Annotated in this window: 23 protein-coding genes, 3 tRNA genes and 1 other RNA gene; 13 read left to right on the plus strand and 14 right to left on the minus strand. The window is 45.9% G+C overall.

Going from position 1 to position 21,919, the window contains the following annotated elements; all coding sequences use genetic code 11:
* Positions 1-6: 6 nt before the first annotated feature.
* Positions 7-630 carry a hypothetical protein gene (locus Q0144_RS03160; protein WP_298061644.1) on the minus strand — a complete coding sequence of 208 codons (624 nt, stop codon included), beginning with the start codon at positions 628-630 and terminating at the stop codon, positions 7-9.
* Positions 631-1,011: 381 nt separating this feature from the next.
* Between Q0144_RS03160 and Q0144_RS03165 the strand changes: the two genes are divergently transcribed.
* From Q0144_RS03165 to Q0144_RS03190, 6 genes are all read left to right on the plus strand, one after another.
* Positions 1,012-1,088, plus strand: a tRNA-Arg gene (locus Q0144_RS03165).
* 53 nt (positions 1,089-1,141) lie between these two features.
* Positions 1,142-2,134 carry an agmatine deiminase family protein gene (locus Q0144_RS03170; RefSeq protein WP_298061647.1) on the plus strand — a complete coding sequence of 331 codons (993 nt, stop codon included), beginning with the start codon at positions 1,142-1,144 and terminating at the stop codon, positions 2,132-2,134.
* 20 nt (positions 2,135-2,154) lie between these two features.
* Positions 2,155-3,327: a carbon-nitrogen hydrolase gene (locus Q0144_RS03175; protein WP_298061649.1), complete on the plus strand. Its 1,173-nt coding sequence runs from the start codon at positions 2,155-2,157 to the stop codon at positions 3,325-3,327.
* Positions 3,328-3,602: 275 nt separating this feature from the next.
* Positions 3,603-4,016, plus strand: coding sequence for a prepilin-type N-terminal cleavage/methylation domain-containing protein (locus Q0144_RS03180; protein WP_298061651.1), 414 nt, complete (start codon positions 3,603-3,605; stop codon positions 4,014-4,016).
* A gap of 173 nt (positions 4,017-4,189) precedes the next feature.
* Positions 4,190-4,264: transfer RNA gene (locus tag Q0144_RS03185), tRNA-Gln, on the plus strand.
* Positions 4,265-4,301: 37 nt separating this feature from the next.
* Positions 4,302-4,376 (plus strand) — tRNA-Met (locus tag Q0144_RS03190).
* Positions 4,377-4,783: 407 nt separating this feature from the next.
* Here the strand turns inward: Q0144_RS03190 and Q0144_RS03195 are convergent.
* From Q0144_RS03195 to ssrA, 5 genes are all read right to left on the minus strand, one after another.
* On the minus strand, positions 4,784-5,119 hold the full coding sequence (locus Q0144_RS03195; RefSeq protein WP_298061653.1) for a DUF3969 family protein: 336 nt from the start codon (positions 5,117-5,119) through the stop codon (positions 4,784-4,786).
* Complete coding sequence (locus Q0144_RS03200) at positions 5,097-5,465, minus strand: hypothetical protein (RefSeq protein WP_298061656.1); 369 nt, start codon at positions 5,463-5,465, stop codon at positions 5,097-5,099. The genes Q0144_RS03195 and Q0144_RS03200 overlap by 23 nt, the downstream gene beginning before the upstream one ends.
* Before the next feature lie 148 nt (positions 5,466-5,613).
* Positions 5,614-5,958, minus strand: coding sequence for an Imm40 family immunity protein (gene imm40, locus Q0144_RS03205; RefSeq protein ID WP_298061658.1), 345 nt, complete (start codon positions 5,956-5,958; stop codon positions 5,614-5,616).
* 27 nt (positions 5,959-5,985) lie between these two features.
* Positions 5,986-6,312, minus strand: coding sequence for a hypothetical protein (locus tag Q0144_RS03210; RefSeq protein WP_298061660.1), 327 nt, complete (start codon positions 6,310-6,312; stop codon positions 5,986-5,988).
* A 273-nt stretch (positions 6,313-6,585) separates the two neighbouring features.
* Positions 6,586-6,947: a transfer-messenger RNA gene (gene ssrA, locus Q0144_RS03215) on the minus strand.
* A gap of 98 nt (positions 6,948-7,045) precedes the next feature.
* On the opposite strand from ssrA, the gene panB reads away from it, so the two are divergent.
* The 3 genes from panB (at position 7,046) to Q0144_RS03230 (ending at position 9,256) form a co-directional block, all read left to right on the plus strand.
* Positions 7,046-7,843: a 3-methyl-2-oxobutanoate hydroxymethyltransferase gene (gene panB / locus Q0144_RS03220; RefSeq protein WP_298061662.1), complete on the plus strand. Its 798-nt coding sequence runs from the start codon at positions 7,046-7,048 to the stop codon at positions 7,841-7,843.
* Between the two features lie 429 nt (positions 7,844-8,272).
* Complete coding sequence (locus tag Q0144_RS03225) at positions 8,273-8,953, plus strand: hypothetical protein (RefSeq protein WP_298061664.1); 681 nt, start codon at positions 8,273-8,275, stop codon at positions 8,951-8,953.
* A 147-nt stretch (positions 8,954-9,100) separates the two neighbouring features.
* On the plus strand, positions 9,101-9,256 hold the full coding sequence (locus tag Q0144_RS03230) for a hypothetical protein (RefSeq protein ID WP_298061666.1): 156 nt from the start codon (positions 9,101-9,103) through the stop codon (positions 9,254-9,256).
* 393 nt (positions 9,257-9,649) lie between these two features.
* On the opposite strand, the gene Q0144_RS03235 is transcribed toward Q0144_RS03230, so the two are convergent.
* Positions 9,650-9,781 carry a hypothetical protein gene (locus Q0144_RS03235; protein ID WP_298061668.1) on the minus strand — a complete coding sequence of 44 codons (132 nt, stop codon included), beginning with the start codon at positions 9,779-9,781 and terminating at the stop codon, positions 9,650-9,652.
* Positions 9,782-9,838: 57 nt separating this feature from the next.
* Between Q0144_RS03235 and ruvB the strand changes: the two genes are divergently transcribed.
* The 4 genes from ruvB to Q0144_RS03255 all read left to right on the plus strand — a co-directional run bounded on the left by ruvB (position 9,839) and on the right by Q0144_RS03255 (position 14,179).
* Positions 9,839-10,855 (plus strand): Holliday junction branch migration DNA helicase RuvB, encoded by a 1,017-nt coding sequence (ruvB, locus tag Q0144_RS03240; protein ID WP_297997151.1) that lies wholly within the window; start codon positions 9,839-9,841, stop codon positions 10,853-10,855.
* Positions 10,856-11,166: 311 nt separating this feature from the next.
* Positions 11,167-11,667 carry a hypothetical protein gene (locus Q0144_RS03245; RefSeq protein ID WP_298061670.1) on the plus strand — a complete coding sequence of 167 codons (501 nt, stop codon included), beginning with the start codon at positions 11,167-11,169 and terminating at the stop codon, positions 11,665-11,667.
* 823 nt (positions 11,668-12,490) lie between these two features.
* Positions 12,491-13,885 carry an AI-2E family transporter gene (locus Q0144_RS03250; protein WP_298061672.1) on the plus strand — a complete coding sequence of 465 codons (1,395 nt, stop codon included), beginning with the start codon at positions 12,491-12,493 and terminating at the stop codon, positions 13,883-13,885.
* Between the two features lie 30 nt (positions 13,886-13,915).
* The gene (locus Q0144_RS03255; protein ID WP_298061674.1) at positions 13,916-14,179 is read left to right on the plus strand and encodes a hypothetical protein; all 264 of its coding nucleotides are present in this window, start codon (positions 13,916-13,918) and stop codon (positions 14,177-14,179) included.
* Positions 14,180-14,252: 73 nt separating this feature from the next.
* Here the strand turns inward: Q0144_RS03255 and Q0144_RS03260 are convergent, their stop codons facing one another.
* The 7 genes from Q0144_RS03260 to napA all read right to left on the minus strand — a co-directional run bounded on the left by Q0144_RS03260 (position 14,253) and on the right by napA (position 21,737).
* A complete protein-coding gene (locus Q0144_RS03260) occupies positions 14,253-14,993 on the minus strand; it encodes a hypothetical protein (protein WP_298061676.1) in 741 nt (246 codons plus the stop codon).
* 402 nt (positions 14,994-15,395) lie between these two features.
* Positions 15,396-15,731 carry a chaperone NapD gene (locus Q0144_RS03265; protein ID WP_298061678.1) on the minus strand — a complete coding sequence of 112 codons (336 nt, stop codon included), beginning with the start codon at positions 15,729-15,731 and terminating at the stop codon, positions 15,396-15,398.
* Entirely contained in the window at positions 15,728-16,846 is a 1,119-nt protein-coding gene (locus Q0144_RS03270) for a hypothetical protein (RefSeq protein WP_298061680.1), read from the minus strand. Before Q0144_RS03270 ends, Q0144_RS03265 begins: the two co-directional genes overlap by 4 nt.
* Positions 16,847-16,855: 9 nt before the next feature.
* Positions 16,856-17,389, minus strand: coding sequence for a nitrate reductase cytochrome c-type subunit (locus Q0144_RS03275; RefSeq protein WP_298061681.1), 534 nt, complete (start codon positions 17,387-17,389; stop codon positions 16,856-16,858).
* On the minus strand, positions 17,386-18,195 hold the full coding sequence (gene napH / locus Q0144_RS03280; protein ID WP_298061683.1) for a quinol dehydrogenase ferredoxin subunit NapH: 810 nt from the start codon (positions 18,193-18,195) through the stop codon (positions 17,386-17,388). Before napH ends, Q0144_RS03275 begins: the two co-directional genes overlap by 4 nt.
* Positions 18,192-18,950 carry a ferredoxin-type protein NapG gene (napG, locus tag Q0144_RS03285; RefSeq protein ID WP_298061685.1) on the minus strand — a complete coding sequence of 253 codons (759 nt, stop codon included), beginning with the start codon at positions 18,948-18,950 and terminating at the stop codon, positions 18,192-18,194. The genes napH and napG overlap by 4 nt, the downstream gene beginning before the upstream one ends.
* Before the next feature lie 3 nt (positions 18,951-18,953).
* Positions 18,954-21,737, minus strand: coding sequence for a nitrate reductase catalytic subunit NapA (napA, locus tag Q0144_RS03290; RefSeq protein WP_298061687.1), 2,784 nt, complete (start codon positions 21,735-21,737; stop codon positions 18,954-18,956).
* Between the last annotated feature and the right edge of the window lie 182 nt (positions 21,738-21,919).

Raw genomic sequence — 21,919 nt, forward strand, 5'->3', positions numbered from 1 at the left:
GTTTGCTTATTGAAATTCTAATTTTGCAGGATTGCACTCTTTATCGGCTTTGCAATCTTGCAATTTTTTGATGATTTTATTGAAATGTTCTTTATCATACGCTAGATCTCGCGTCATTGTCATATATTTTATTACCTCGTTTATATCTAAAGAGTAATAAAAATGGGTTATTGCACAGAGCAAACAAGAATCTCCTACCTTGCCTACCTCACAAGCTCTTATTAATCGTTTTAATCCAGTTTCAATCTTATTTGTTTTAACTAAAATTTCTCCGGACAAGCTGCATGCTAATAAATTTTCAATTTGATCTTTTTCAAAGCAGCGCTTATCCGCGATACTTAATAAGCTCTGACAAGCGCTATATTTTCCATCGCCGAAACCGCATTCCTTTATAAGTCGTGAAATTTCTAGTGAGTAAATTTTGTCACAATCATTGTAAATATGGGAAGTAACACAGCGACCGACCGCATTCGCGTATTCTCTTGCGGATAGCTTCAAAAACCCGTCGCTTAAAATTTTAACTCCCGCGGAATTTTGTACTTGCGCCTCGCTCGGCTCCGTATCTTGCATCGCAAAAGCAGCCCCGCTAAAACCGAGCCACAGCGCAAACGCCAAAAATACTCGCTTCATTTTCTCTCCTTCATTTATTTCATTATTTGCTTATGATACCTAAAAAGCGATAAATTTTATTTATTTTGCGTGGGATTTGGGCTGCAAGGTCGTAAAATTTTTAATACATTTTAGAATCGTCTTGTGGGATTTTAAGTAGGTTAAATTTTAAATTCCAAAATGCAATCCTTAAGCAAGTTAAATTTAGGCGCGATACACGATAAATTTAAGTAGATTAAAATTCTTGCACGTTGGAATTTAAGCGGAAAACTAGGCGTCGCGATCGGGCAAACGCAAAAATGCGAAAAATGCGAAGCTAAAATTTATCGCATGTCGAAATTTAAACCGCCTTTTGGCTAAATTTAAGCTAAAAACGCTATAATCCCGTTTCTTTTATTTCGTGCGCTCGTAGCTCAGCTGGATAGAGCATTTGATTGCGGTTCAAAAGGTCGGGGATTCGAATTCCTCCGGGCGCACCATCTACAAATATTTTTTTCGCTATAATCCGTGAAATTTCAATCTTGGAGCAAAAATGAGAGCATTCGCCGAATGGGAGGAGCAAGAGGCGCTTTTGGTGTCTTTGCCGCACGCAGGTACTGACTGGGCGCCATATTTGAGCGAGATACGGGCGGCTTATCGCGACTTTATCGCCGCCGCAGCGAGGTTTGAGCCGGTCGTTGCGATCGCGCCGCGCCGCGAGGATTTTGAGCAAATTTGCGGCGGCTTAGCAAACACGAGCTTCGCGCAAATCGATACCGACGATACGTGGATTCGCGATTACGGAGCGATCGACTTAGAGGAGGGCGGCAAAATCACGGGGCTAAATTTTCGTTTCAATGCCTGGGGCGGCAAGTTCGCAAGCGCCAAGGACGATGCGTTAAATTCTAAGCTTTACGCTGCGAGCGCTCGTCCGCTGCGAGACATGGATCTGATCTTAGAGGGCGGCAGTGTCGATTTTGATGGCGCGGGCACGATGCTGACTACGAGCGCGTGTTTGCTAAACGAAAATCGCAACTCCTTAAGTAAGGCGGAGCTGGACGCGCGGCTGCGTGAAATTTTTGGCCTAAAAAAGATAATCTGGCTAGAGCGCGGCTTCATAAAAGGCGACGATACCGACAGCCACGTCGATACTCTCGCGCGTTTTTTAAGCCCGCGCGTCGTGGCGATAAGCTCGTGCGACGATCCGAGCGATCTGCACTACGCGGAGCTTGGCGCGATGAAGGATGAAATTTCATCGCTCGGATACGACGTGATCGAACTGCCGATCCCGCGCGCGATCTTTTATCGGGGGCGCAGGCTGCCCGCGACTTACGCAAATTTCGTCTTTTTAAACGGCGCGCTCATCGCGCCTACCTACGCAGATCCCGCAGATCCGTACGATCCAAACCGCGCGGCGGACGAGCTGGCACTGTCGCGTCTGCGAGCGGCGTGCGCGGATCGCGAAGTAGTGGGAGTAAACGCGCGCGTTTTCATCCGCCAAAACGGCTCGCTACACTGCTCGTGCATGAATAAATTTAAACTTTAAATTTAGATCGAAGGGAAAATATGAAAATTCTAAAAGTTGGACTGATTTCGCATAAATTTGAAGGCACCAAGGCGCGCACGATAGCGCGTAGTATCGAGCTCATCGCGCGTGCAGCGGCGAATGGCGCGCAATTAATCGTTTTGCAAGAGCTTCATCAGACGCATTATTTTTGCCAGCGCGAAAATACCGAAAATTTCGACTATGCGCAGGATTTCGAGCGCGATTTGCGGCTGTGGAGCGAGGTAGCGAAGAGATTTGGCGTCGTGCTGGTAAGCTCGCTTTTCGAGCGCCGCGCCGCGGGGCTGTATCACAACACCGCCGTGGTCTTCGAGCGCGACGGCAGGATCGCCGGCAAGTACCGCAAGATGCATATCCCCGACGATCCGCAGTTTTACGAAAAATTTTATTTCACGCCGGGCGATCTGGGCTTTGAGCCCATAGATACGAGCATAGGGCGGCTCGGCGTGCTCGTGTGCTGGGATCAGTGGTATCCCGAGGCGGCGCGCGCGATGGCGCTACGCGGTGCCGAGCTGCTCATATATCCGACTGCGATCGGGTGGTTCGACGGCGACGACGAGGACGAAAAAGCGCGTCAGCTGGAGGCTTGGGTTGCGGTACAGCGCGGGCATGCAGTGGCAAACTCTCTACCCGTAGTCGCCGTAAATCGCGTGGGCTTTGAAAGCGCCCCGCTTAGTGAGGTCTCGCCGGATGAAATTTTATTCGGTGGCGAAGCAAATTTAAATGTGCGCGATAAAATTTCGCGCTCCACGGATGCGAGCGGCGAGAGTAAAATTTTAAGTGAGGGCGGAATTTTATCCTTTAATAACGGTGCGCTAACGGATAGCGGCAAAATGGCGATCGGCGACGAAATTTTGCCCGCGAAGGATGAGGCGGCGCGAGAGAATTTAAAAATTTCGATAGAGATCAAATTTAACGGCGAAACTTTAGAGGTGCTGCCGAATAAACAGCGCGTAGACCAGCTTGCCAGCGAAGAGGGGATTAGATTTTGGGGCAATAGCTTTGTTTTTGGCGCGCAGGGCGAGCAACTGTTTCGCGCAAACAGCACCGACGAGCTATGCGAAGTCGTAACCATCGATATGCAAAGATGCGAAAACGTGCGCCGCTGGTGGCCGTTTTTGCGCGATAGACGCGTAGAAAACTATGAAATTTTGACTAAGCGATACGGGCTGTAGCTCCTGTATCTCGAATAGCCATATAGTTTATCGGGTGCGCATGAGAATGAAAGCGAATAATTTTATGATATCAATGTGTAGAAGCGCCGATAAAATACATTATATAAGCCGAATGGATTTAAAATTTTGATTTTACAATGCCCGCAAAATCGAGCTTTGTAAATAAATTGTAAAAAATTTGCTAAAAACTATTGACAATTTTTAAATTTTTCTCTATAATTCCGCCAAGTTTCGCATATAGGTATGCGGGATGAATTTTATTTAAGGAGTAAACCATGAAAAAAGGTTTTACTATGATCGAGTTGATCTTCGTTATCGTTATTTTAGGTATTTTGGCAGCTGTTGCTATTCCAAGACTTGCAGCTACACGTGATGATGCTGAGGTTTCTAAGGCAGCTTCTAACATTCAGACTATGGTAACAGATTTAGGTGCATATTATACATCTCAAGGAAATTTCTCTTCTACTGTTAGCACTATGACAAATGTTGCCAATCCAGTAAAAGTTAAATCACTAGCTTGCTTTGAGGCTCACCCTGCTACTGTTGGTAATGATACAATATCTGTAACTGTTACTGCAACTGGTTTATGTGGTCAGGTATGGAGTATGCCAGGTTTATCGCAAATTAACACTAGAATTAGTGCAGATCATGGTCTAAAATTTGGTGGTAAAAACGTTAACTATAACTAATATTTTAGTGTAGATATAGTTTTAAGGCTCTAGCTTTTGCTAGAGCCTTTTTTTGTTTATATAAATATAATTTATTCGTTGAGTCCTACTGATTTTCATTAATCCGCTAATAAAGCTTAAGATTAATCTTGACTTTTGGTTAAAGTTTTTGTATAATTAAATTCCTTTTTTGTTGGGGTATAGCCAAGCGGCAAGGCAATTGGTTTTGGTCCAATCATTCGGAGGTTCGAATCCTCCTACCCCATCCATTTGGCGAATTTAAAAATTTATTCGCACTTCTTGTATCGCAGAGTAGAGCAGTGGTAGCTCGTCGGGCTCATAACCCGAAGGTCGGTGGTTCAAATCCACCCTCTGCAACCAAATCATCATTAAATTTATATCGCAGCATCGTGACTTTAAATTTTACTCTTGCCTTTATTTAAAAATACAAAAATATACATTTGTATTTCAAATTTGAGAATTTTATTTATAAAGCTGCTCTTAACTAATAGTCTAAAATTAATAAAATCATCGAGTATAAGGCAGATACATCAAATTCCTTAAATCATAAAATTTGCCGTCTCATCTAAAATCTATGATTTATATTGTGACACTGATCTTGTTAATAGCATTATCGAGTATTGAAAGGACTTAAATTTGCACATAGTTTCTATCGTGACATTAAAATTTTTAAAGGTTCAAGATAAGCCAAAAATTCCTTTAAAAGTTTTCAACTTATCTTGAGTCAAATTTTATTTATCTACTCACCAAAAACGGAGCTATGTAGGCTATTTTTCATCTATAATTACCCATCTTTTTCTGGGCTCTTCATCGTATCGCTTTAAAATTTTTATTATTCTATTTTGCAATATTCGTAAGGTTTGTATATATTTTGTAGGGATTATCTCGAAAATATCCTCTAGTTCGCAACATTCAGTTATTATATCTATGACACGCTTGCTAACTTTATTGTTTTCCAAATGCGTTGAAATATAGGGCGAAAACAAAATTCTTTGGCTTTCATCTATGGTAATCGCCTGGTGCTCCAATGCCTGCAATGAGCCTAGCGCCATCAATAAAATTGCCCTCTCGCCCACAATATCAATATTTTTCTCTAATATCATTCGTCTCGCTCCGCCCGTATTTAATTTTATCCAAAATCATACAAATCTTCCTCTCGTCTATCTCCCCATAAAGGCAAGGGTTTGCCAGTTCAAATATGATTTCCTGCAAAATTTCATCCTCATATCCTATGTCCTCGCGGCACTCGATTAAATTTGCCCATTCCTCAAGGAGCTCATATGAAATTTCTTTATCGACGACTCTATTTAAGATCTTTGCAATGGTATTTTGAGTTATTGTTACAAGCTCCAATTCGCTATCAAAGCCTATCTTTGCTAAGTCACTTTTTATCGCGCTTATATCTTTGGTGAAATTTATCAAATTTAATAAAATATCTATTTTAGCCATCAATGTCGCATTCGCCCTCGCGCCTCTATAACCATATCCTTATACTTTTCATAAAGCCTTAGTTCTAAAATTCTAAATTTCATATTGTTTTTCCTTTTAAAATTTAATCGGTTGTCGATATTTTATTTGCGCAATCCAATTAAAATTTTCATTTGGACACCCACCCGGGGCCAATGGCTGGGCAATATGCAAAATCATCTTCGTTTCTAGTACGATAATTGGTGATATATTGGATCGCCACCTCAAATGCATTGTCATCTTCCGCTTTAGTACTCCAGCCGTCGTATGTGATGACGGGCTCATTACCGCTTAGGCGATATACGTCTACTCCTAGGATAATCATACCTTTATCTCTTGCGATTTTTAGCACCTTCATTACATCGTCAAATTTCCAAGCGATTTCATAAAATCCGAGCTTCTCTCTTAAGTTTATACCGCGCTCCAAAAGATCCTGCGGCACTATATTTACAAAATCTTCATCTGTAAACAACATAATTCGCTCCTTTTAAGTATAAGATTATTACCATTGCCATTTTTCTATTTCGTCTTTCTTTACGAAATACTCCGTTTCGCTGCAAGGATAGTAAATTTTACACCATTTACCCTCGCAGGATTGGATAGGGATGACTATCTCATCGTAATAAGCAAATTCTTCTTTATCTTCATAGAAAATTTTATGAATAACGGCGTCTTTAAATTTATATATAATTTTTTGATCTATTTTTTCGCCGCACTCGCCGTAAAAGGCATCGTCTGCGTGTTTTGCAAAAGTGATTTTATGCCCTAAAATCGTAGGACTGCACCCATATAGGCATAATGCGACAAAATATATAACAAAATTTCTCATTTCTTTCTCCTTTCTTCTATAATATTGCGTATCGCGTCTTGTACTTTTTGATGCTTTTGACGCCTCTACCGTCGAATTTTGGCAAAATATGCGCTTTGTTCATATGGGAAACCCCTAATGCGAAAAAGCCCCTAATAAGGCTCCTAATATTTCGGAAAAGATTATATCTAAAATAAAAATGAAAGAAGCCTGAATGGCTAAAATTTAAGATAGGCGCCTGTGCACCGGAACCAAATGCAACTCGAATAAAAAGTGATTAAAATTCAAAAAAATTGGTGGAGGTGTGCGGGATTGAACCGCAGTCCGAAAACAAACGACCAAAGCCTCTACATGTTTAGCAAAAGTGAAGTTCTCGCGCAGGCTCGCTCACTTTCCAAAACGACCCGCCGGCGCAAAGACTAGAGTTTCACCCTACGGCTCGTCACACCGCAGAGCTACGCTATCACAGATTACCCGCCGCCGCGCTTAGATAGTATCGGCGCAGAGCAGGGCTCGACTGGACTTACGCAGCTTTAGCGTAAGCAGGAGCAAATTTAACGTTGTTTGCGTTTAAATTTAGTTTGGATTTTATACGCTGTATCCAAAGCGACATGCCGCCTTGACCCATCCGTTCCCGTCGAAGCCAAGTCACCCCCGAAAGAATGCGCGCGCATTTTACTTTAAAATTTTATAAATGTCAAATTCGGCTTATGCTAGAATTGCGTTCAAATTTTAACCAAATCAAGGAGCCAAAATGCCAAAAATCACGCTTTCTAAATTATACGAGATGAAAAAATCCGGCGAGAAGATCGTGATGATCACCGCCTACGACGCGCTTTTTGCTAAAATTTTCGACGACGAGGTCGATATGGTGCTCGTAGGCGACAGCCTAAATATGAGCTTCGGCGGGCACTCCGAGACCTTGGGCGCAAGCGTGGAGCAGATGATCTATCACGCGCGCGCCGTAAGACGGGGGCTCAAGCGAGCGTATATGGTCGTGGATATGCCGTTTTGCTCGTGCGCGACGCGAGAGCTCGCGCTACAAAACTGCGCCAAAGTCTATGAGAGCACCGGCTGTGACGCCGTTAAGATCGAAGGCGGCGCGCATATGGCAGATACCGTGGCGCTGCTTAATCGAAACGGTATCGCCGTGATGAGCCACATCGGGCTTAAGCCGCAGTTTTCGCGCTTTACGGGCGGCTACAAGGTGAGCGGACGCGGAGAGGAGGGCGCGCGCGAGGTCTTAAACGACGCTAGAGTGCTTGTCGAGGCGGGCGCGGTGCTGCTGCTGGTAGAGGGGACAATCTCCGCGGTCGCAAATCAAGTAGCGCTCGGCACCGACGTGCCCGTCATCGGCATCGGCGCAGGCGCGGGCACAGACGGGCAGGTGCTCGTGTGGAGCGATATGTGCGGATTTTTCACGGAGTTTCGGCCAAAATTCGTTAAGCGCTATTTAGACGGCGCCGAGCTGGTAAAAGGCGCGGTGCGCGAATACGCGCGCGAAGTCAAAGAGGGGAGCTTTCCGAGCGAGGAGTTTGAATATAAGCAATAACGGGATTTTGGGCTAAATTTTAAAATTTACGCGCCGAAATTCCAGCGATAAAGCCCCGCTTGCCTTAAAACAATGCTTCGTTTTCGCGCGTCGCAAACTACGTAAACAGCTCGCCAGCTCGCGCCGCTTAAAATTTATTCGGCGCGAACGATTGCGAGCGCTTTACCTAGTTGCGAGAGATCGCAGGCGCTTTGGGCGGATACTCTGCGCGGTATATTTTATACGGGGCGCCATGCGAGAGTTTGCGCGCTTCTGCATGCGGGCGCTATTTCTGTCGCCGAGCGCAATGCGCGAGCGCTTTTCATGAACGCTCTCGCGCCTGTAGCTCTAAAATACGCTACGAGCGCTAAATTTTACGCACGTAGCCGTAGAGCTCAAACATAAACCAGCCGTCAGGCCTAAACGGCTTATAAAATTTAAGGAGAAAATTTGGCTAAAGTTTTAAAAATCGTCATAGCCGCGGTTCTGGGCTTGCTCTTTTGCGTAAAGGTGCTGCCGATTTTGGCGATAGTTTTGTATTTTAAATTCTTTTTCATCGATCACGACGCAATAGAGCTAGATAAAGCCCCGCCGATGCAAAACTACGAGCAAAATCGCGAGAAATTTTTGGATCTGTTGGCTTTTGCAGGTCGCAACTTCCCTAAAAATTTGCGCGTTACGATCCAGAGCACTTACGGCGATGAGTATATTTGGATCGATTTGGACGGCAACGAGACGAAATTTTATACGAATGCCTTTTTTAGAGACAATGTGCCGAGTATCGGCGAGGGATTGAAGCTCATCGGCTGGGATAAAAAGACATTCGGAGAGCTAAAGACAAAGCTCGCGGCGATAAACGCTAGAACCATCGTACTAAATAGAAGCGGCGATAGCGGGGTGCCTTGGGCGGAGATCACCTACCGATACGTGGAGCACTTCACCGATAGCTATCAGTTTTATGTCCCTGATAGCCCGAAGCTCGCCAAGCTACACGCCAAGGGCTGCTCGAAAAAATTTCAAAAGGACGGCATAGTGTTTTTATTCGAAAGCACAACGTCCGGCTCATATAGAGCGTTCTGCGATGGCGACGACGATAATAAGAGCGTTTTGATTGAAGAACACGATTTGTAGAACTAGGCTCGCGCAGGAAAAATTTAGCGTCTTAATTTGGAGCGCGATCGATAAGGCAGCGCGAGGCTGAAAGGCTAAATTTAATCGCGCGAGCCCGCGTTGAGCTTAGCGGCAAATTTTAAAATTCACGCTAAATTCTAAGTCGTCTTGAAAAACGAAATGTCGCGCGAAATTTTACCTAGCCACGTAAGCGCGCAAAGCAGAATTCTGCATAAAATTCTACGCAGAATTTCTTGCAAAATTTTAACCGACTATGCGAGATGGAATTCTAGCCGGCTGCCTGCCGCGGAGCTTAAAGCGTAGAATTTAAAGCCTCACTGCCGCAAAAAACGAGGTCTGCATTAAAAATTCTACGAGACAAAATTACGTTGCAAAATTTCGTCGCAAAATTCCAGGCACCGAATTTAATATCTTAAAATTCCAGTGCCAAATTTCACGTCGCAAAATCCTGCGCGTATTTTTCAAACGGCTAAATTTTACTTCATAAATTCACCGCAAAATTTCGCACCGCCGCTCCGTAATCGCACTCGCGAACGCCAAGGTCTTAAATTCTGCGAGATCAAAATTCTACGCGCTAAATTCCGCGCCGTAAAATTTAGCGCAGTTAGCGACCCGCGCGCTGTTTGGGAGCCACTACGACAAAATTTCACACTTAAGGCATAGCGGGCGTAGCGGCATGAGTATAGCCTTAAAACGTCACGCTAAAATTTCGCGGTCTTTTGCGACGGGTGCTCTGCTTTTTAGCCCCAGCCCTAAACGCGTACCGTAAAATTCTGCGCGGCAAATTTTATTTCCGCCCGCAAAGATCCGTCCCTTTAAAATTGTCAAAATTTAGCCATTTTTCGCTACACTTGCTAAAATTTTAAAAACGATTAAAGAGAGATTATGGACAGAATTGTAGAGATCGAAAAGATGCAGCTTGATGAGAGCGTGGAGAGTTCGCTGCGCCCGTCGAGCTTCGAGGATTACGTTGGGCAGGAGAAGATCAAATCAAACCTCGCTATCGCGATCGCCGCGGCGAAAAAGCGCGCCGACGTGCTCGATCACGTGCTTTTCTACGGGCCGCCGGGGCTCGGTAAAACCACGCTGGCGCATATCATCGCCGCTCAGATGGGCGCCGCTATCAAGGTCACCGCCGCGCCGATGATCGAAAAGGCGGGCGATCTGGCGGCGATTTTAACGAACCTGCAAAGCGGCGACGTGCTTTTCATCGACGAGATCCACCGCCTAAGCCCCGCGATCGAGGAGGTGCTGTATTCGGCGATGGAGGACTTCCGCCTCGACATCATCATCGGCTCGGGTCCCGCCGCGCAGACTATCAAGATCGACATTCCGCACTTTACGCTCATCGGCGCCACGACGCGAGCGGGCATGATCTCCGCGCCGCTGCGAGATCGCTTCGGCATGCAGTTTCGCTTGCAGTTTTACACGCACGCCGAGCTTGCGCGGATAGTGCAGATCGCTTCTGTTAAACTCGGAAAAGAAAGCGCAGCCGACGCCAGCGCCGAGATCGCGCGCCGCTCTCGCGGTACTCCGCGTATTGCGCTACGGCTACTGCGCCGCATACGCGATTTTGCCGAGGTGCGCGATGAGGGCGCTATCTCGCACGATCGTGCGCGCGAGGGGCTTGAGGCGCTAGGCGTGGACGAGCAGGGCTTTGACGAGATGGATATAAAATATTTGGAAATTTTATTTGACGCCAAGCGCCGTGCCTTGGGGCTTAGCACGATCGCGGCGGCGCTTAGCGAGGACGAGGGCACGATCGAGGACGTCATCGAGCCCTATCTGCTCGCCAATGGCTACATCGAAAAGACCGCCAAGGGCCGCATCGCAACCGATAAGGCGCGCGAGGCACTCGGTCTCGTGCTAAAGACTGCGGAGAGAAATCTGTTTGAGGAGTAGGGCGGATGAAATTTTATACTTTACGGCGCTGAGCCAATAGCTACGCAGGCGGAGACCCTACCGTGGCGATTTTGTATATTTGATCTTTGAATTTTGCTTGGTTTTAAAATTTCTTCAGATTTAAAATTTAAAGCGGGAAATTTTATAAATTTAGAGCAAATTTATTATCGGCTCAATAAAATATCCAAAAGAATATGAAGAGAAATTTTATGAAATTCATAACAAAATATATAAAAAGGCTCTTATATTATTTTTACGATGTATTTTATAGGCGTGTTTTTATCAGGGGAGTTTCGCATCCGCCGGCACAGGTGGCTAGCATAGGCTGCTATGGTTTGCTTTTTGTCCTGTGCGGAACGCTCCTTACTATTTATAGAACGGATACGTCGCCTAAGCAGTTAAATGAGCTTGAGATAGATACCGGAATTTTAAGAAGCGTTTATTATGATTTTCGCGGAAGCGGCGGACGAATACATATAGAACTAGAAAACGGCAAGAAAAAGGTTTATGAAATAAGCAAAAGCGATAGCGATATTTACGAAAAGATAAAAGGGCAAAAAATCAAAATTTATGGCGAGCCAAGCCCAGATATATTAGGTAATAATGAAATTTTACAGCTTGAAGATAAAGATGGAAAGATATATAAGGAATATAATTTTGATCATAGATTGTTAAGACCATATTTGATGACCGCACAGTTTAAATTCTTTTTAAAAGGGGCAGTTTTTCTACTTTTATTGATATTTTTTATAAATTTTTCAGATAGAAATTTGATTAAAAAAAATCCAGAAAAAGGAGCAAAAAATGAGTAACGGGTTGGGTATTTATTAGGGATGCGCTTTCGCATGGTCTCGCTAATGCGGCTGCAGCGCAAGCTGGAGCGAAGTTCTGCTTTCGTACGCCTATAAGGGCGGCTATTATTCTCACTCTCCATTGAAAGTTAAAATTTAGTTTATTCGCGCACCTGTTGTGCTCATTATTTTATAAATTCGCTATTCTTTTGCTCTACGTAGATTGTTGTTTGCGATTATTAAGGTACATTGATTTTCTAAAAAATAGCCTGTCACCCGCTTAGCTTTTACTTCACTCTCGTTTATTGTACCGATTTTTACTTCGCTTCTAGCAGACGCATTCGCTATACATTTTTCTTTTCCGCATAAAGTTGCCATTGGGCTTATTGTAAGAGTTGTGGCGCGAACGAATCCAAACATCGGGTGCGCGCGGCTTTAGATTTTGCGGCGCGGCGCACGCGTCTAGCGCCAGCATATCAGCACTGCCCACCAAAGCGCTAATTTCATCAAATTTAGCCGCACGCAGCCTGCGCATTCGTATCGCGCGCGCCGATTACCACGCGAGATAGGCCTAGCTCCGCCAAAAGCTCGGCGCAAGACGGCGTCTTGCCGCGATGCGCGCAGGGCTCGAATACGGCATAGGAGCGCACATCTGGTTTTGACGTATGTTCGAGCTATGCGCTATTTTCATAAATTAGGCACGATTCGTGTACATGTCGTATAGCGCGCTGTATGTGAAAACGCGTGAGAACGCCGCTCGTAAATTTTGTGAAATTTTAAAATTTAATCGAAATCTGATAAAAAAATTTATAAAATACGTCATCAAATTTCAAAAGGATAAAATTTGCCGACGCCAAAAGACAACGCCGCAAGCCGCAATGAAAACCAGGCTGAAAACGCGGCTCAAAACAACGCCGAGAATAACGCCAAAAGTGAGGCTCAAAATTTCACCGAAAATCAGACCGTAAATAACGCTGAGGGCAAAATCGAAGCCGCCACCAAAGGCGAAGCCGTCGTCAAAAACAAAGCCAAAACCGCTACTGAAAATAGAGCCAAAACCGCTGCCGAAAATCAAAGCAAAAACTGGACCGCAACCGACAAAGTCTCATCTGCTGGTGCTTCCGCGCTAGGCGACGCCACCGCTTCGGGAGCCGCTGCGGGTATGAAAGCAGGTCTTGCCAAGGCTAACGGGCGCGCGAAAACGAACAAGATATTTTTTATCGGCGCAACCTTGCTGATGTTTTGCTGCGTGATCTATCTATTTTCGCCGTTTTTGATGGTGATCGCAATCGGCGTGCTGATGGCGGTGGCGACCTCGGGTCTGCACGCTAAAGTAACGAAGCTGTGCCGCGGCAGGCGCACGCTAGCCTCGGTGCTGAGCCTGTTTTTGCTCTGCGCGCTTTTTTTCGTGCCCTTCATCTACGCAGTGATCGAGATCGCCAAAAACGCCGCGGGCTTCGATATGGCGCGCCTAAACGATGCGCTTAGCTACGTTCAGAGCCTAAACATCAAGCTGCCCGGGCCTTTTGAAAAATTCGATACGCAGTTTCGCTCGTTTTTAGCGAACCTGGACGTCGCAGGCGTGGCGAAGCAGATCATCTCCTATCTCTCGGTCGTCGGAAAATCCAGTGCGAAATTTATCGTCGATATGGTGCTTATCGTCGTGTTTTGCTTTTTTGCATACCTCTACGGCGAGAGCTTCAAGCGCTTTTTCAAAAAAATTCTACCCGTCGAGCCCGCGCAGATCGATTATATCTTTTCCGAGACGGCAAATACGATGAGCGTCGTGTTTTACTCGACCATCTTCAACGCCGTATTGCAGGGCTTTTTGTTTTCGATCATCGCGGGGATCTTTGGCTTTGACGCGCTGCTGATGGGGGTGCTTTTCGCCTTCTGCTCGCTCATCCCCGCAGTCGGCGGCGCGCTCATCTATGTACCCACCGCGCTATACGTGCTAGCGGGGGGCAGCACCTCGGGCGCGATCGTTATAATGGCGTATTGCGTGATACTGATCTCGACGCTCGCGGACAGCTTCATAAAGCCGCTCGTGATAAAATTTATCAACTCGCGCCTGGTCGAAAACCCCGCAAACATCAACGAGATGCTGATCTTCTTCTCGATGCTTTCGGGCATCAGCACGTTTGGGTTCTGGGGCGTGATCTTGGGGCCCGCGATTTTAACGCTATTTATCGCGGTGCTAAATTTATACGATTATCTAAAAAAGATAGAATTCGAGTAGAGCTTGCGCCGCTTGAGGGTCTTTAAATTTATGAAAATGTCGCCCGTAAAACGTAATGCCAAGCACGCCCTTGCAGCTCTTGCGCTCTTGCGGCTTTTTGTCCGTTCGCGCTCTTGCGCGGGCTTAAAGGCTTTAAATTTAAAGGTAAATTTTAATTTCAGCTGTCGCTCGCGCTCTTTGACGAATTTTAGAGCAAAGATCGCGAGTATCGGCGAGGTTATTTTGGGTCGCGTCATGCGGTGGCGCAGTATTTTTAAGCTACACCGCGCGGCGTGGCGAAATTTTATGGATTAGAGTTTAAATTTAAAGTAGTCGATAATAAAAGAAAGAATTTTAACTTCAGCTCTAGCAAGCAATGCCCAGCAATTCAATACCCACTTTCGTCGCCTTCTCCTTGTGAGTTAAAATTTATCTTATTCTTTTGATTTTTTAAATTTTGGTATTGTTTAAAAAGTATGTCCGTCTCATGTTTATAATCGTATAAATTTTTATTATAAAATATCGTTTTATAATCGAGATTGTTCCCCTTGTCGTATATTGAAATGAAAGAAAATATATATTCTCTATCGCAATCCATATTTTCATCAATTATCTTTTTATAGTTATAGCAAAACGGGTATATGCTCTTTTTTTGTTGATAAAATATATCCCTAAATATAGAGTTTAAAAGCCTTCTATGACATCTGTTTTCTGGAGTAATTATGTCAAATTTTTTAGTTTTTGTTTCGTGCATAATTGGTAATTGTATGTCATTTTTACTTATAAATACAAAATCAGTAAATAGGTCGAATGAGTGGTTGGCGCCATCTCCAAACCTCATATATATAAAATTCTCTATAAAATTTCCATCTTCGTCAATCAAATGCTTTTGCTCCCAAGGATAAAAGAGTCGTAGCTTTAAAATCTCGTCGTTTTCTACAATCTCTTCGGCATTTTTTATAGGCTTGCCGTTTTTGCAAATTTTAGAGCCCAGATCCATTAGATAATCAAAATTTAGCCTTTTATCCAGCTTCCAAAATTCGCATCTGTCGTCGGAATATTTATCGCCGTTGCACCATGAAAATCTTGCTCTCTCATAGCCGTTTTTGTCTAAGTGAATATCCGCCATCTTGCCGAAATCTATTTGCGGATAATTATCTAAGTAGTGAAGCTTTTTTAGGTAATCTTTTAAATTTAGCTCTACAAGCTCTCTTTGCGTCAGGTTTTTATCGCTAAAATCAAGCGCTTCTAAGATTGCCGAAATCTATACGTAGGCAGCAAGGCGATAAATATGCAAACCCAAATTAGAAAAACTATGATACAAAGGTATTTCAGGCGCAAGCTTACTCCTTCGGGCAGATTGCGCTATATTATCCAATGCAAGCTTAACGAGCCCATAATCCGCAGCGCTTGCAGCAAACGATTTGCTGTAAAAATTCCAAGCTTGCTTACGCGGTTAAAATTATATAGTTAAATTTGAAATTTTAAAATTTACATTTGGCGGTAAAATTTTAAAATTTGCGGCGGCGGTTTAGACCCGCACCTTGCCGCCGTATTTGATCTGGCTCGGGTCTTTTTCATCCAGCTCGCGCATTATCTGCTCGCCGTTGTCGGAGTTTGCCGCGGCGATATCTGCGTCCAGATCGGAGTATGAGTAGATCATCATCGCCTCGCTTACGTCCTCTATGGCTTCTATCGCGCGAAATGCAGTGATCTCGTCCTCGAAGCTCTCCGCACTAATCGTGGCTACCGCCTTGCCGTCCTGGCACGCTACAAACTCGCAGCCGCCGATACTTTTCAACTGCTTGCGAAACGCCGCTACGTCGGCATTTGCGCCTAGATAGATCACGACGCTTGAAATATTCATTTTAGCCCCCAAAAGTAGATATATCTATTATACCCCGAGCCCACGAGATAATCTCCTTCGAAAAGCAGATAGTTGATGATATCGTTATCTAGCTCGATGCTGCGAACGATCTCGCCTGCTTTATCGATTACGCGCACGCCGTTATTAACGGTAAAAGCGCCTAGCTCGGGGCTTAGCGCCACGGCAAAAACTGCAAAACGGGCGTTATAAAATTTAGCGAAATCGCCGTTTTCGTAGTAGCACGATCTTTCTTTGTCGTTCGAGCCGCTCATCATGCGATCGCCAAGCAGCGCCACGGAGTAGATTCCGTCCTTGTGCAGGGACTTTTGGCTCATAAGCTTTTTCGCTTTCGTGTCGAAATAAAACACGATACCGCCTTCGCATGAGATTAGTAGCGTCCCGCTAGCGCGGTCGTAGGCGCTGCCACCCAAAGACGCGATGGTGAGCTTTTGCTCAAAGCTTACCTTGCCGCTAGGTAGGTCGAAATATAAAATTTCGCTACCAAGACCTAGCAAAATAACGGTATTTTCATCGTAGAAATAGACGTTTTTAATCCCCGTCATCGGTAGCTTGTAGTGTGTGATCTTGCCGCCCGCAAACACGCCCAGCATCTTTTCAAACGCGTCGCCGTTATATAAAAATGCATATTTTTCGCCTAGTTTATCGACGTCGAATATGGTAGCGCCCATCGGCTCGTCTAGGTAATTTTTGGACGAGGGCAGGGCGAAAATTAGCGTCTTGGAGATTGCGTCCGGCACGGAATTTGAGATGGAATTTTGAGCGGAATTTAATGCCGTAGAATTTTCGGCAGAATTTTGCGCTGTGGAATTTGCCGCTGCGGAATTCTCTACGGAATTTATAGCGGCGGCAGAATTTCGCGCGGAATTCTCCGCGGAGTTAATGGTGATTTTATAGAGCTTTCCGTTGTCAAGCCCTGCGTAAATTTCGCCGTTTAGATTTTTTAGCACCGCGACATTTGCGTCAAGCTCTAGTATGAATCTAGCGTGTTTGATCTTTGCAGGCGTATCTATACTCGCAGCACCGCTAGGTACCGCGACGCCGTTGCCGGCATAGATGAAGCAGGCGCAAAGTAGCAGCGGTGGTAAAAATTTCATCGCGCGCTCCTACTCAACCTCGGCGCCTTGATTTAGCGTATCTATGAGATTAGAAGTGGAATTTGCGTCGCTAAACCTGCTAAAATCGGCTTTGAAATTATTTTTCACTAGCGGATTGGTTTGGGCTTGCGGTACGTGGCATTGAGTGCAGTTGAATCTCTGCTCGGCTAGCGTGCCGTTTAGATCCGCGCCTGTGCGAAAGTCCACCAAGTGGCTTTTTGGAATCGGCGTAGAGCCTACATCCTTAGCGACATCGGGCATATGGCAGGTTACGCACATATTGTTATCCTTTGTGATCGGCACGAGCCCCTCTAAGCTGTGCGGTATGAGCGGCGGAGCGTTTTCAAAGCTGCGCTCGATCTTCGAAGCGGCGCCCGGAGCGTCCTCACTATATTTGAAATCGGGCAGGGAATTTTTATTTTGTGCCGATTCGTCCACGCTTTTTATAAAGCCCAAGCTGTCGGCATCTATAGAAGCCGTCTTGTCCGCGGCAAAGAGCGCCACACAGCATGCAAGAGCCAAGCCTAAAACCATTTTTTTCATTTTTTCACTCCTAATATACTAAAATTTAACGCATCGTCGTCGCATACGTCGATGCAGCGCCCGCAGCTGATACACTCGCTGCTAACGCGCCCGTTTTCGCGCCCGACCATCTTAAGCACCTGAACTTCGGGGCAGACCATTTTGCATTTACCGCACATCGTGCATTTATCAACCTCGTGGCAAATACGAATGATGCTAAAATAGCTAAGCGCCGCCCAAAATCCGCCGAGCGGGCATAGCCGCGAACAGATTGTGCGATCGCCTGCGAAAATTTCAAAAACTACAATCAGTAGTGCGATTGCAAACGCACTCGCACTCAGCGATATGACGGCGCGCGCGAAAAGCGAGATAAAGCTTACGCTCTCAAACGCCGCAAAGCCGAAAGCTCCACTGCAAATGAGCGCTAGCACCGCTAGGACGTAGCGAGCTTTGCGATTTACGCTAACGATCTTAGTCGTTATACCAAGTCTTTTACGAAGCCATGCGGCAAGATCGGTCAGTAAATTTATCGGGCAAACCCACGAGCAATATAATCGCGGCGCTATAAGCGCATAAAATGCTCCTACGATAACCGCTCCGATAACCGCCGTAGCACCTAAAGAAAAGCTAGCTAGCAGCATCTGCGCCGTCGCAAACGGATCGCTTAGATTAATCGTGCCGAAAAGTTTCGACGAGCTTAGATTGCCCTTTAGAATTCCTGATAAAATTCCGTTTTCGCTCGCGGCCTTGAAGGCGAAATTATTTCCTAAAATAAAAAGGACTAGAATAGAAATTTGGCTCAAACGCCTTAAAATAGTGTATTTCATTGCCTAGTCCCTTCCATTAGATCGTCCTCGTTTAAGTAATCCTTACTCTTTTGCGGATCGAGCTTGATTTTGGTGTCTGCGTCCTTTAGCTTCGCGTCGTCGCCCCTGATCCAGCCTTTGACATAGTTATCGCTGGAAATTCCTATGACGCGCTCGCGTTCCACGACGCTGATAGACGCCTTTTTCGTGACGCAGGCATGCTCGCATTTGCCGCAACCCGTGCAATAGTTGCTATCTACGACGGGCACGAGCAGGGCGTGCTTTTCAGTGCGGTTGTTGTGACGGTAATCGATCCTTAGCGCCTTATCCATCACGGGGCAGCTTCGCACGCACGCATCGCATTGGATACCCGCATAAGCGATGCAATGCTCGGTATCTATGACCGCAACGCCCATTCTGGATAGACGCACGTTAAGCTTGGAGTCTTCGCTTACCAAGCTTTTATCTAGCGCGTCGCTAGGACAGGCTGCGACGCAAGGTATATCGTCGCACATATAGCACGGAATTTCGCGCGGGATAAAAAACGGCGTGCCGTTTGCAATAGCGTGATCGCAAAAGCTCGCAAGCTTAAGCGTATCAAACGGGCATGCCTCGACACAAAGCCCGCACCTCAGGCATTTGCTAAGAAATTCTTTCTCGCCTATAGCTGCGGGCGGGCGGAGTTTGGCGTGCTCGCCGGAGTTTGCGACTCCGAGTCCCAAAACGCCCACGCCCGCAGCTAAAGAAAGAATGCCTAAGACCTCACGCCTATCCATAATTTACGCCTTGTAAATTTTAACCGCGCATTTTTTGTAGTCGGTCTCTTTTGAAAGCGGGCAGGTATGATCGAGCGTGACACGGTTGATATAAACCTTCTCGTCAAAAAACGGCACGAAAATAAGCCCTTTCGGCGGAACGTTACGTCCGTGGAAGTCCACACGCGCTTTTACCTTGCCGCGGCGCGACTCGATCCAGACGATTTCATTTTGTTGCACGCCGATTTTGGCGCCGTCTATCTCGTTCATATAGCATCTTGCTTCCGGTACGGCGCGATAAAGCTCCGGTACGCGCATAGTCATAGTGCCCGTATGCCAGTGCTCCAGCACACGACCCGTACATAGCCAGAAAGGATATTCCTCGCTTGGCACTTCTACAGGATCCATATATGGACGGAAGAAAATTTTAGCTTTATTGGCAAGGCTTGTTTTTTCTTCGCCAGAAGTAGCGGATTTTAGATCGCCGCTAGGAAGCGCCACTTTGGCGTTACCGTAGAAGGCGAAGTCGCTATCCGGAGCCGCTTTTTTAGCATAAGGATCGTATTGAGCGTTAAAGCGCCAAAGTGTTTCTTTGCCGTCTACGACCGGCCATCTAAGACCGCGCACTCGGTGATATGTATCGAAATCGGCTAGATCGTGTCCGTGACCGGTACCGAATTTTCGGTATTCCTCCCAGAGATATTTTTGGATGAAAAAGCCATATCCTTTAAATTCTTTGCCGTCGCTACCGATGACGCCACGAGAGTCGCCGTTTACTTCGGAGTTATCGAAGCTTGCCATAATCGGATCTTTTGCAGCGAAAGCCTGAGCGTCTTTGTTTGCAAAGAGCACTTCAAATAGTGTAGTCTCTGGCGTATAGCCGAATTCTGAAATTTTATCTAAAACGTTTGGAAGCGTAAGCTTATCATTTACCTTTGTCTCGCCCCAGAAATCCTTGAGTTTGAAGCGCTTGGAAAACTCTAACATCTGCCACGTATCGCTCATAGCGTCGCCCACAGGAAGGACCTGCTGTCTCCACCACTGAGTTCTACGCTCGGCATTGCCGTATGCGCCCCATTTTTCGTAGATCATCGCGGTTGGCAGGATTAGATCAGCTACCTTTGCGCTTAGTCCTGGATACGGATCGCTTACTACGATGAAGTTATCCATCTCGCGCGCCGCTGCGATCCAGTGGTTTGCGTTGGCGATCTGCTGCCACGGGTTGTTGACCTGTACCCATATCCATTTTATTTTGCCGTCTTCGAGATTACGCAGAGCCTGCACGTAGTGCGCACCCGGTTTTGGATTTATCGTGCCTTCCGGAAGCTTCCAAATTTTTTCGGAAACCTTTCTGTGAGCCGGATTTGCCACGACCATATCAGCAGGTAGGCGGTGAGAAAACGTGCCCACCTCTCTAGCTGTGCCGCAAGCGCTAGGCTGACCGGTAAGCGAAAACGCTCCGCAGCCGGGCTTAGCTTGCTTGCCAAGAAGAAAATGCACCATGTAGCTTTGCTCATTGACCCAGGTTCCTCTTGAGTGCTGATTAAAGCCCATCGTCCAAAAGCTTACTACTTTGCGATCTTTTTCTATATAAAAATCTGCCAGCTGCTTTAGCTTGGTCTTAAATGCCTCTAAATTCTCGCTTTCATCGCCCTTGGCCAAAGGCGCTACAAATTCTAACGTGTAAGGCTCCAGCGCTTTTTTAAATTCCTCGAAGCTTATGAGCCAGTGAGCATCCGATTTGTCAGAGTGTTTGTTTTCGAGTACGTCGCCCTCTTTCATACCCAGATATGCTAAGGTAACACCCTCGGATTTGCTTAAAATTTTAGATTTTTGCTTAGCTGCTGTGTCAAGCTCGGTCTTGCGGTATTTTTTATGATTTATATCTTCTCGTAGGCCATAACCGATATCTACTGGACCGGTAGCGAATACGCAGTGCTCTTTAATAAATTTTTCGTCTATCATCTCTGGATGGTTATAAACGATCTCTCTTGCTATGTAGTTCCATATCGCAAGATCGGTATTTGGACGGAATATAATTTCGATATCGGCGATATTTGAAGTGCGGCTAGAGTAGGTCGAGAGATTTATAACTTTTACGCGGTCCGGGTTGCGAAGCTTGTGGTCGGAGACGCGAGACCAAAGAATCGGGTGCATCTCAGCCATATTTGCGCCCCAGGCGATGATGGTATCGGTTAGCTCGATATCGTCGAAAACGCCCGCAGGCTCGTCGATACCGAAGGTTTGCATAAAACCTACGACGGCGCTGGCCATGCACTGGCGAGCGTTGGGGTCGAGATTATTGGAGCGAAAGCCCGCCTTTACTAGCTTTGCTGCGGCATAGCCCTCAGGGATCGTGTATTGACCGCTGCCAAGTACGGCAAAGCCCTCGGGACCGCCTTCGTTATAGGCGCGTCTGAAATGCTTCTCCATTTCGTCGAACGCTCTTTGCCAGCTGATCTCGATAAATTTTCCCTTTTTATCGAATTCGCCCTTGGAATTTACGCGCAAAAGAGGCTTGGTAATGCGATCGGCGCCGTACATGATCTTGGCGTTGAAATAGCCTTTGATGCAGTTTAGACCGCGATTTACGGGCGCTAACGGATCGCCTTTAACCGCTACTATCTTGCCGTCTTTGGTGGCTACCATGATGCCACAGCCGGTGCCGCAGAAGCGACAGGCCGCCTTGTCCCAGCGCCAGCCTTTTTCGGCTTCGTCCGCAGCACTAAGACTGCTAGGCAAGCTGATACCTGCAACGCTACAGGCAGCCGCTGCCGCAGAGCTTTTTATAAAGTCTCGTCTATCCATGAGATTAACCTTTCGTTATAGAATGTAAATTTCTATTAATGTTTTGGATAATAGCATAAAAAAACGGCTTAGTCTAGATTAAAATCAAGGTTTTTTCTGCATGAATTTCAGATATAAAATAATAATTTTATAAATTTCAAATTTAGTGGCTTAAATTTTATCAGGATAGCGAGTTTTTGATA

This window comes from uncultured Campylobacter sp., assembly GCF_938045345.1.
In the GTDB taxonomy this organism is placed as follows: Bacteria; Campylobacterota; Campylobacteria; order Campylobacterales; family Campylobacteraceae; genus Campylobacter_B.

Coding starts and splice junctions, on each gene's coding strand:
- Q0144_RS03180 (WP_298061651.1), top strand. CDS start 3,603: ATGAAAAAAGGTTTTACTATGATCGAGTTGATCTTCGTTATCGTTATT.
- Q0144_RS03200 (WP_298061656.1), bottom strand. CDS start 5,465: ATGGCTAAAATAGATATTTTATTAAATTTGATAAATTTCACCAAAGAT.
- Q0144_RS03210 (WP_298061660.1), bottom strand. CDS start 6,312: ATGAGAAATTTTGTTATATATTTTGTCGCATTATGCCTATATGGGTGC.
- Q0144_RS03160 (WP_298061644.1), bottom strand. CDS start 630: ATGAAGCGAGTATTTTTGGCGTTTGCGCTGTGGCTCGGTTTTAGCGGG.
- imm40 (WP_298061658.1), bottom strand. CDS start 5,958: ATGTTGTTTACAGATGAAGATTTTGTAAATATAGTGCCGCAGGATCTT.
- Q0144_RS03255 (WP_298061674.1), top strand. CDS start 13,916: ATGAAAATGTCGCCCGTAAAACGTAATGCCAAGCACGCCCTTGCAGCT.
- napH (WP_298061683.1), bottom strand. CDS start 18,195: ATGAAATACACTATTTTAAGGCGTTTGAGCCAAATTTCTATTCTAGTC.
- Q0144_RS03175 (WP_298061649.1), top strand. CDS start 2,155: ATGAAAATTCTAAAAGTTGGACTGATTTCGCATAAATTTGAAGGCACC.
- Q0144_RS03260 (WP_298061676.1), bottom strand. CDS start 14,993: ATGGCGGATATTCACTTAGACAAAAACGGCTATGAGAGAGCAAGATTT.
- napG (WP_298061685.1), bottom strand. CDS start 18,950: ATGGATAGGCGTGAGGTCTTAGGCATTCTTTCTTTAGCTGCGGGCGTG.
- Q0144_RS03265 (WP_298061678.1), bottom strand. CDS start 15,731: ATGAATATTTCAAGCGTCGTGATCTATCTAGGCGCAAATGCCGACGTA.
- Q0144_RS03195 (WP_298061653.1), bottom strand. CDS start 5,119: ATGATATTAGAGAAAAATATTGATATTGTGGGCGAGAGGGCAATTTTA.
- panB (WP_298061662.1), top strand. CDS start 7,046: ATGCCAAAAATCACGCTTTCTAAATTATACGAGATGAAAAAATCCGGC.
- Q0144_RS03270 (WP_298061680.1), bottom strand. CDS start 16,846: ATGAAATTTTTACCACCGCTGCTACTTTGCGCCTGCTTCATCTATGCC.
- ruvB (WP_297997151.1), top strand. CDS start 9,839: ATGGACAGAATTGTAGAGATCGAAAAGATGCAGCTTGATGAGAGCGTG.
- Q0144_RS03170 (WP_298061647.1), top strand. CDS start 1,142: ATGAGAGCATTCGCCGAATGGGAGGAGCAAGAGGCGCTTTTGGTGTCT.
- napA (WP_298061687.1), bottom strand. CDS start 21,737: ATGGATAGACGAGACTTTATAAAAAGCTCTGCGGCAGCGGCTGCCTGT.
- Q0144_RS03275 (WP_298061681.1), bottom strand. CDS start 17,389: ATGAAAAAAATGGTTTTAGGCTTGGCTCTTGCATGCTGTGTGGCGCTC.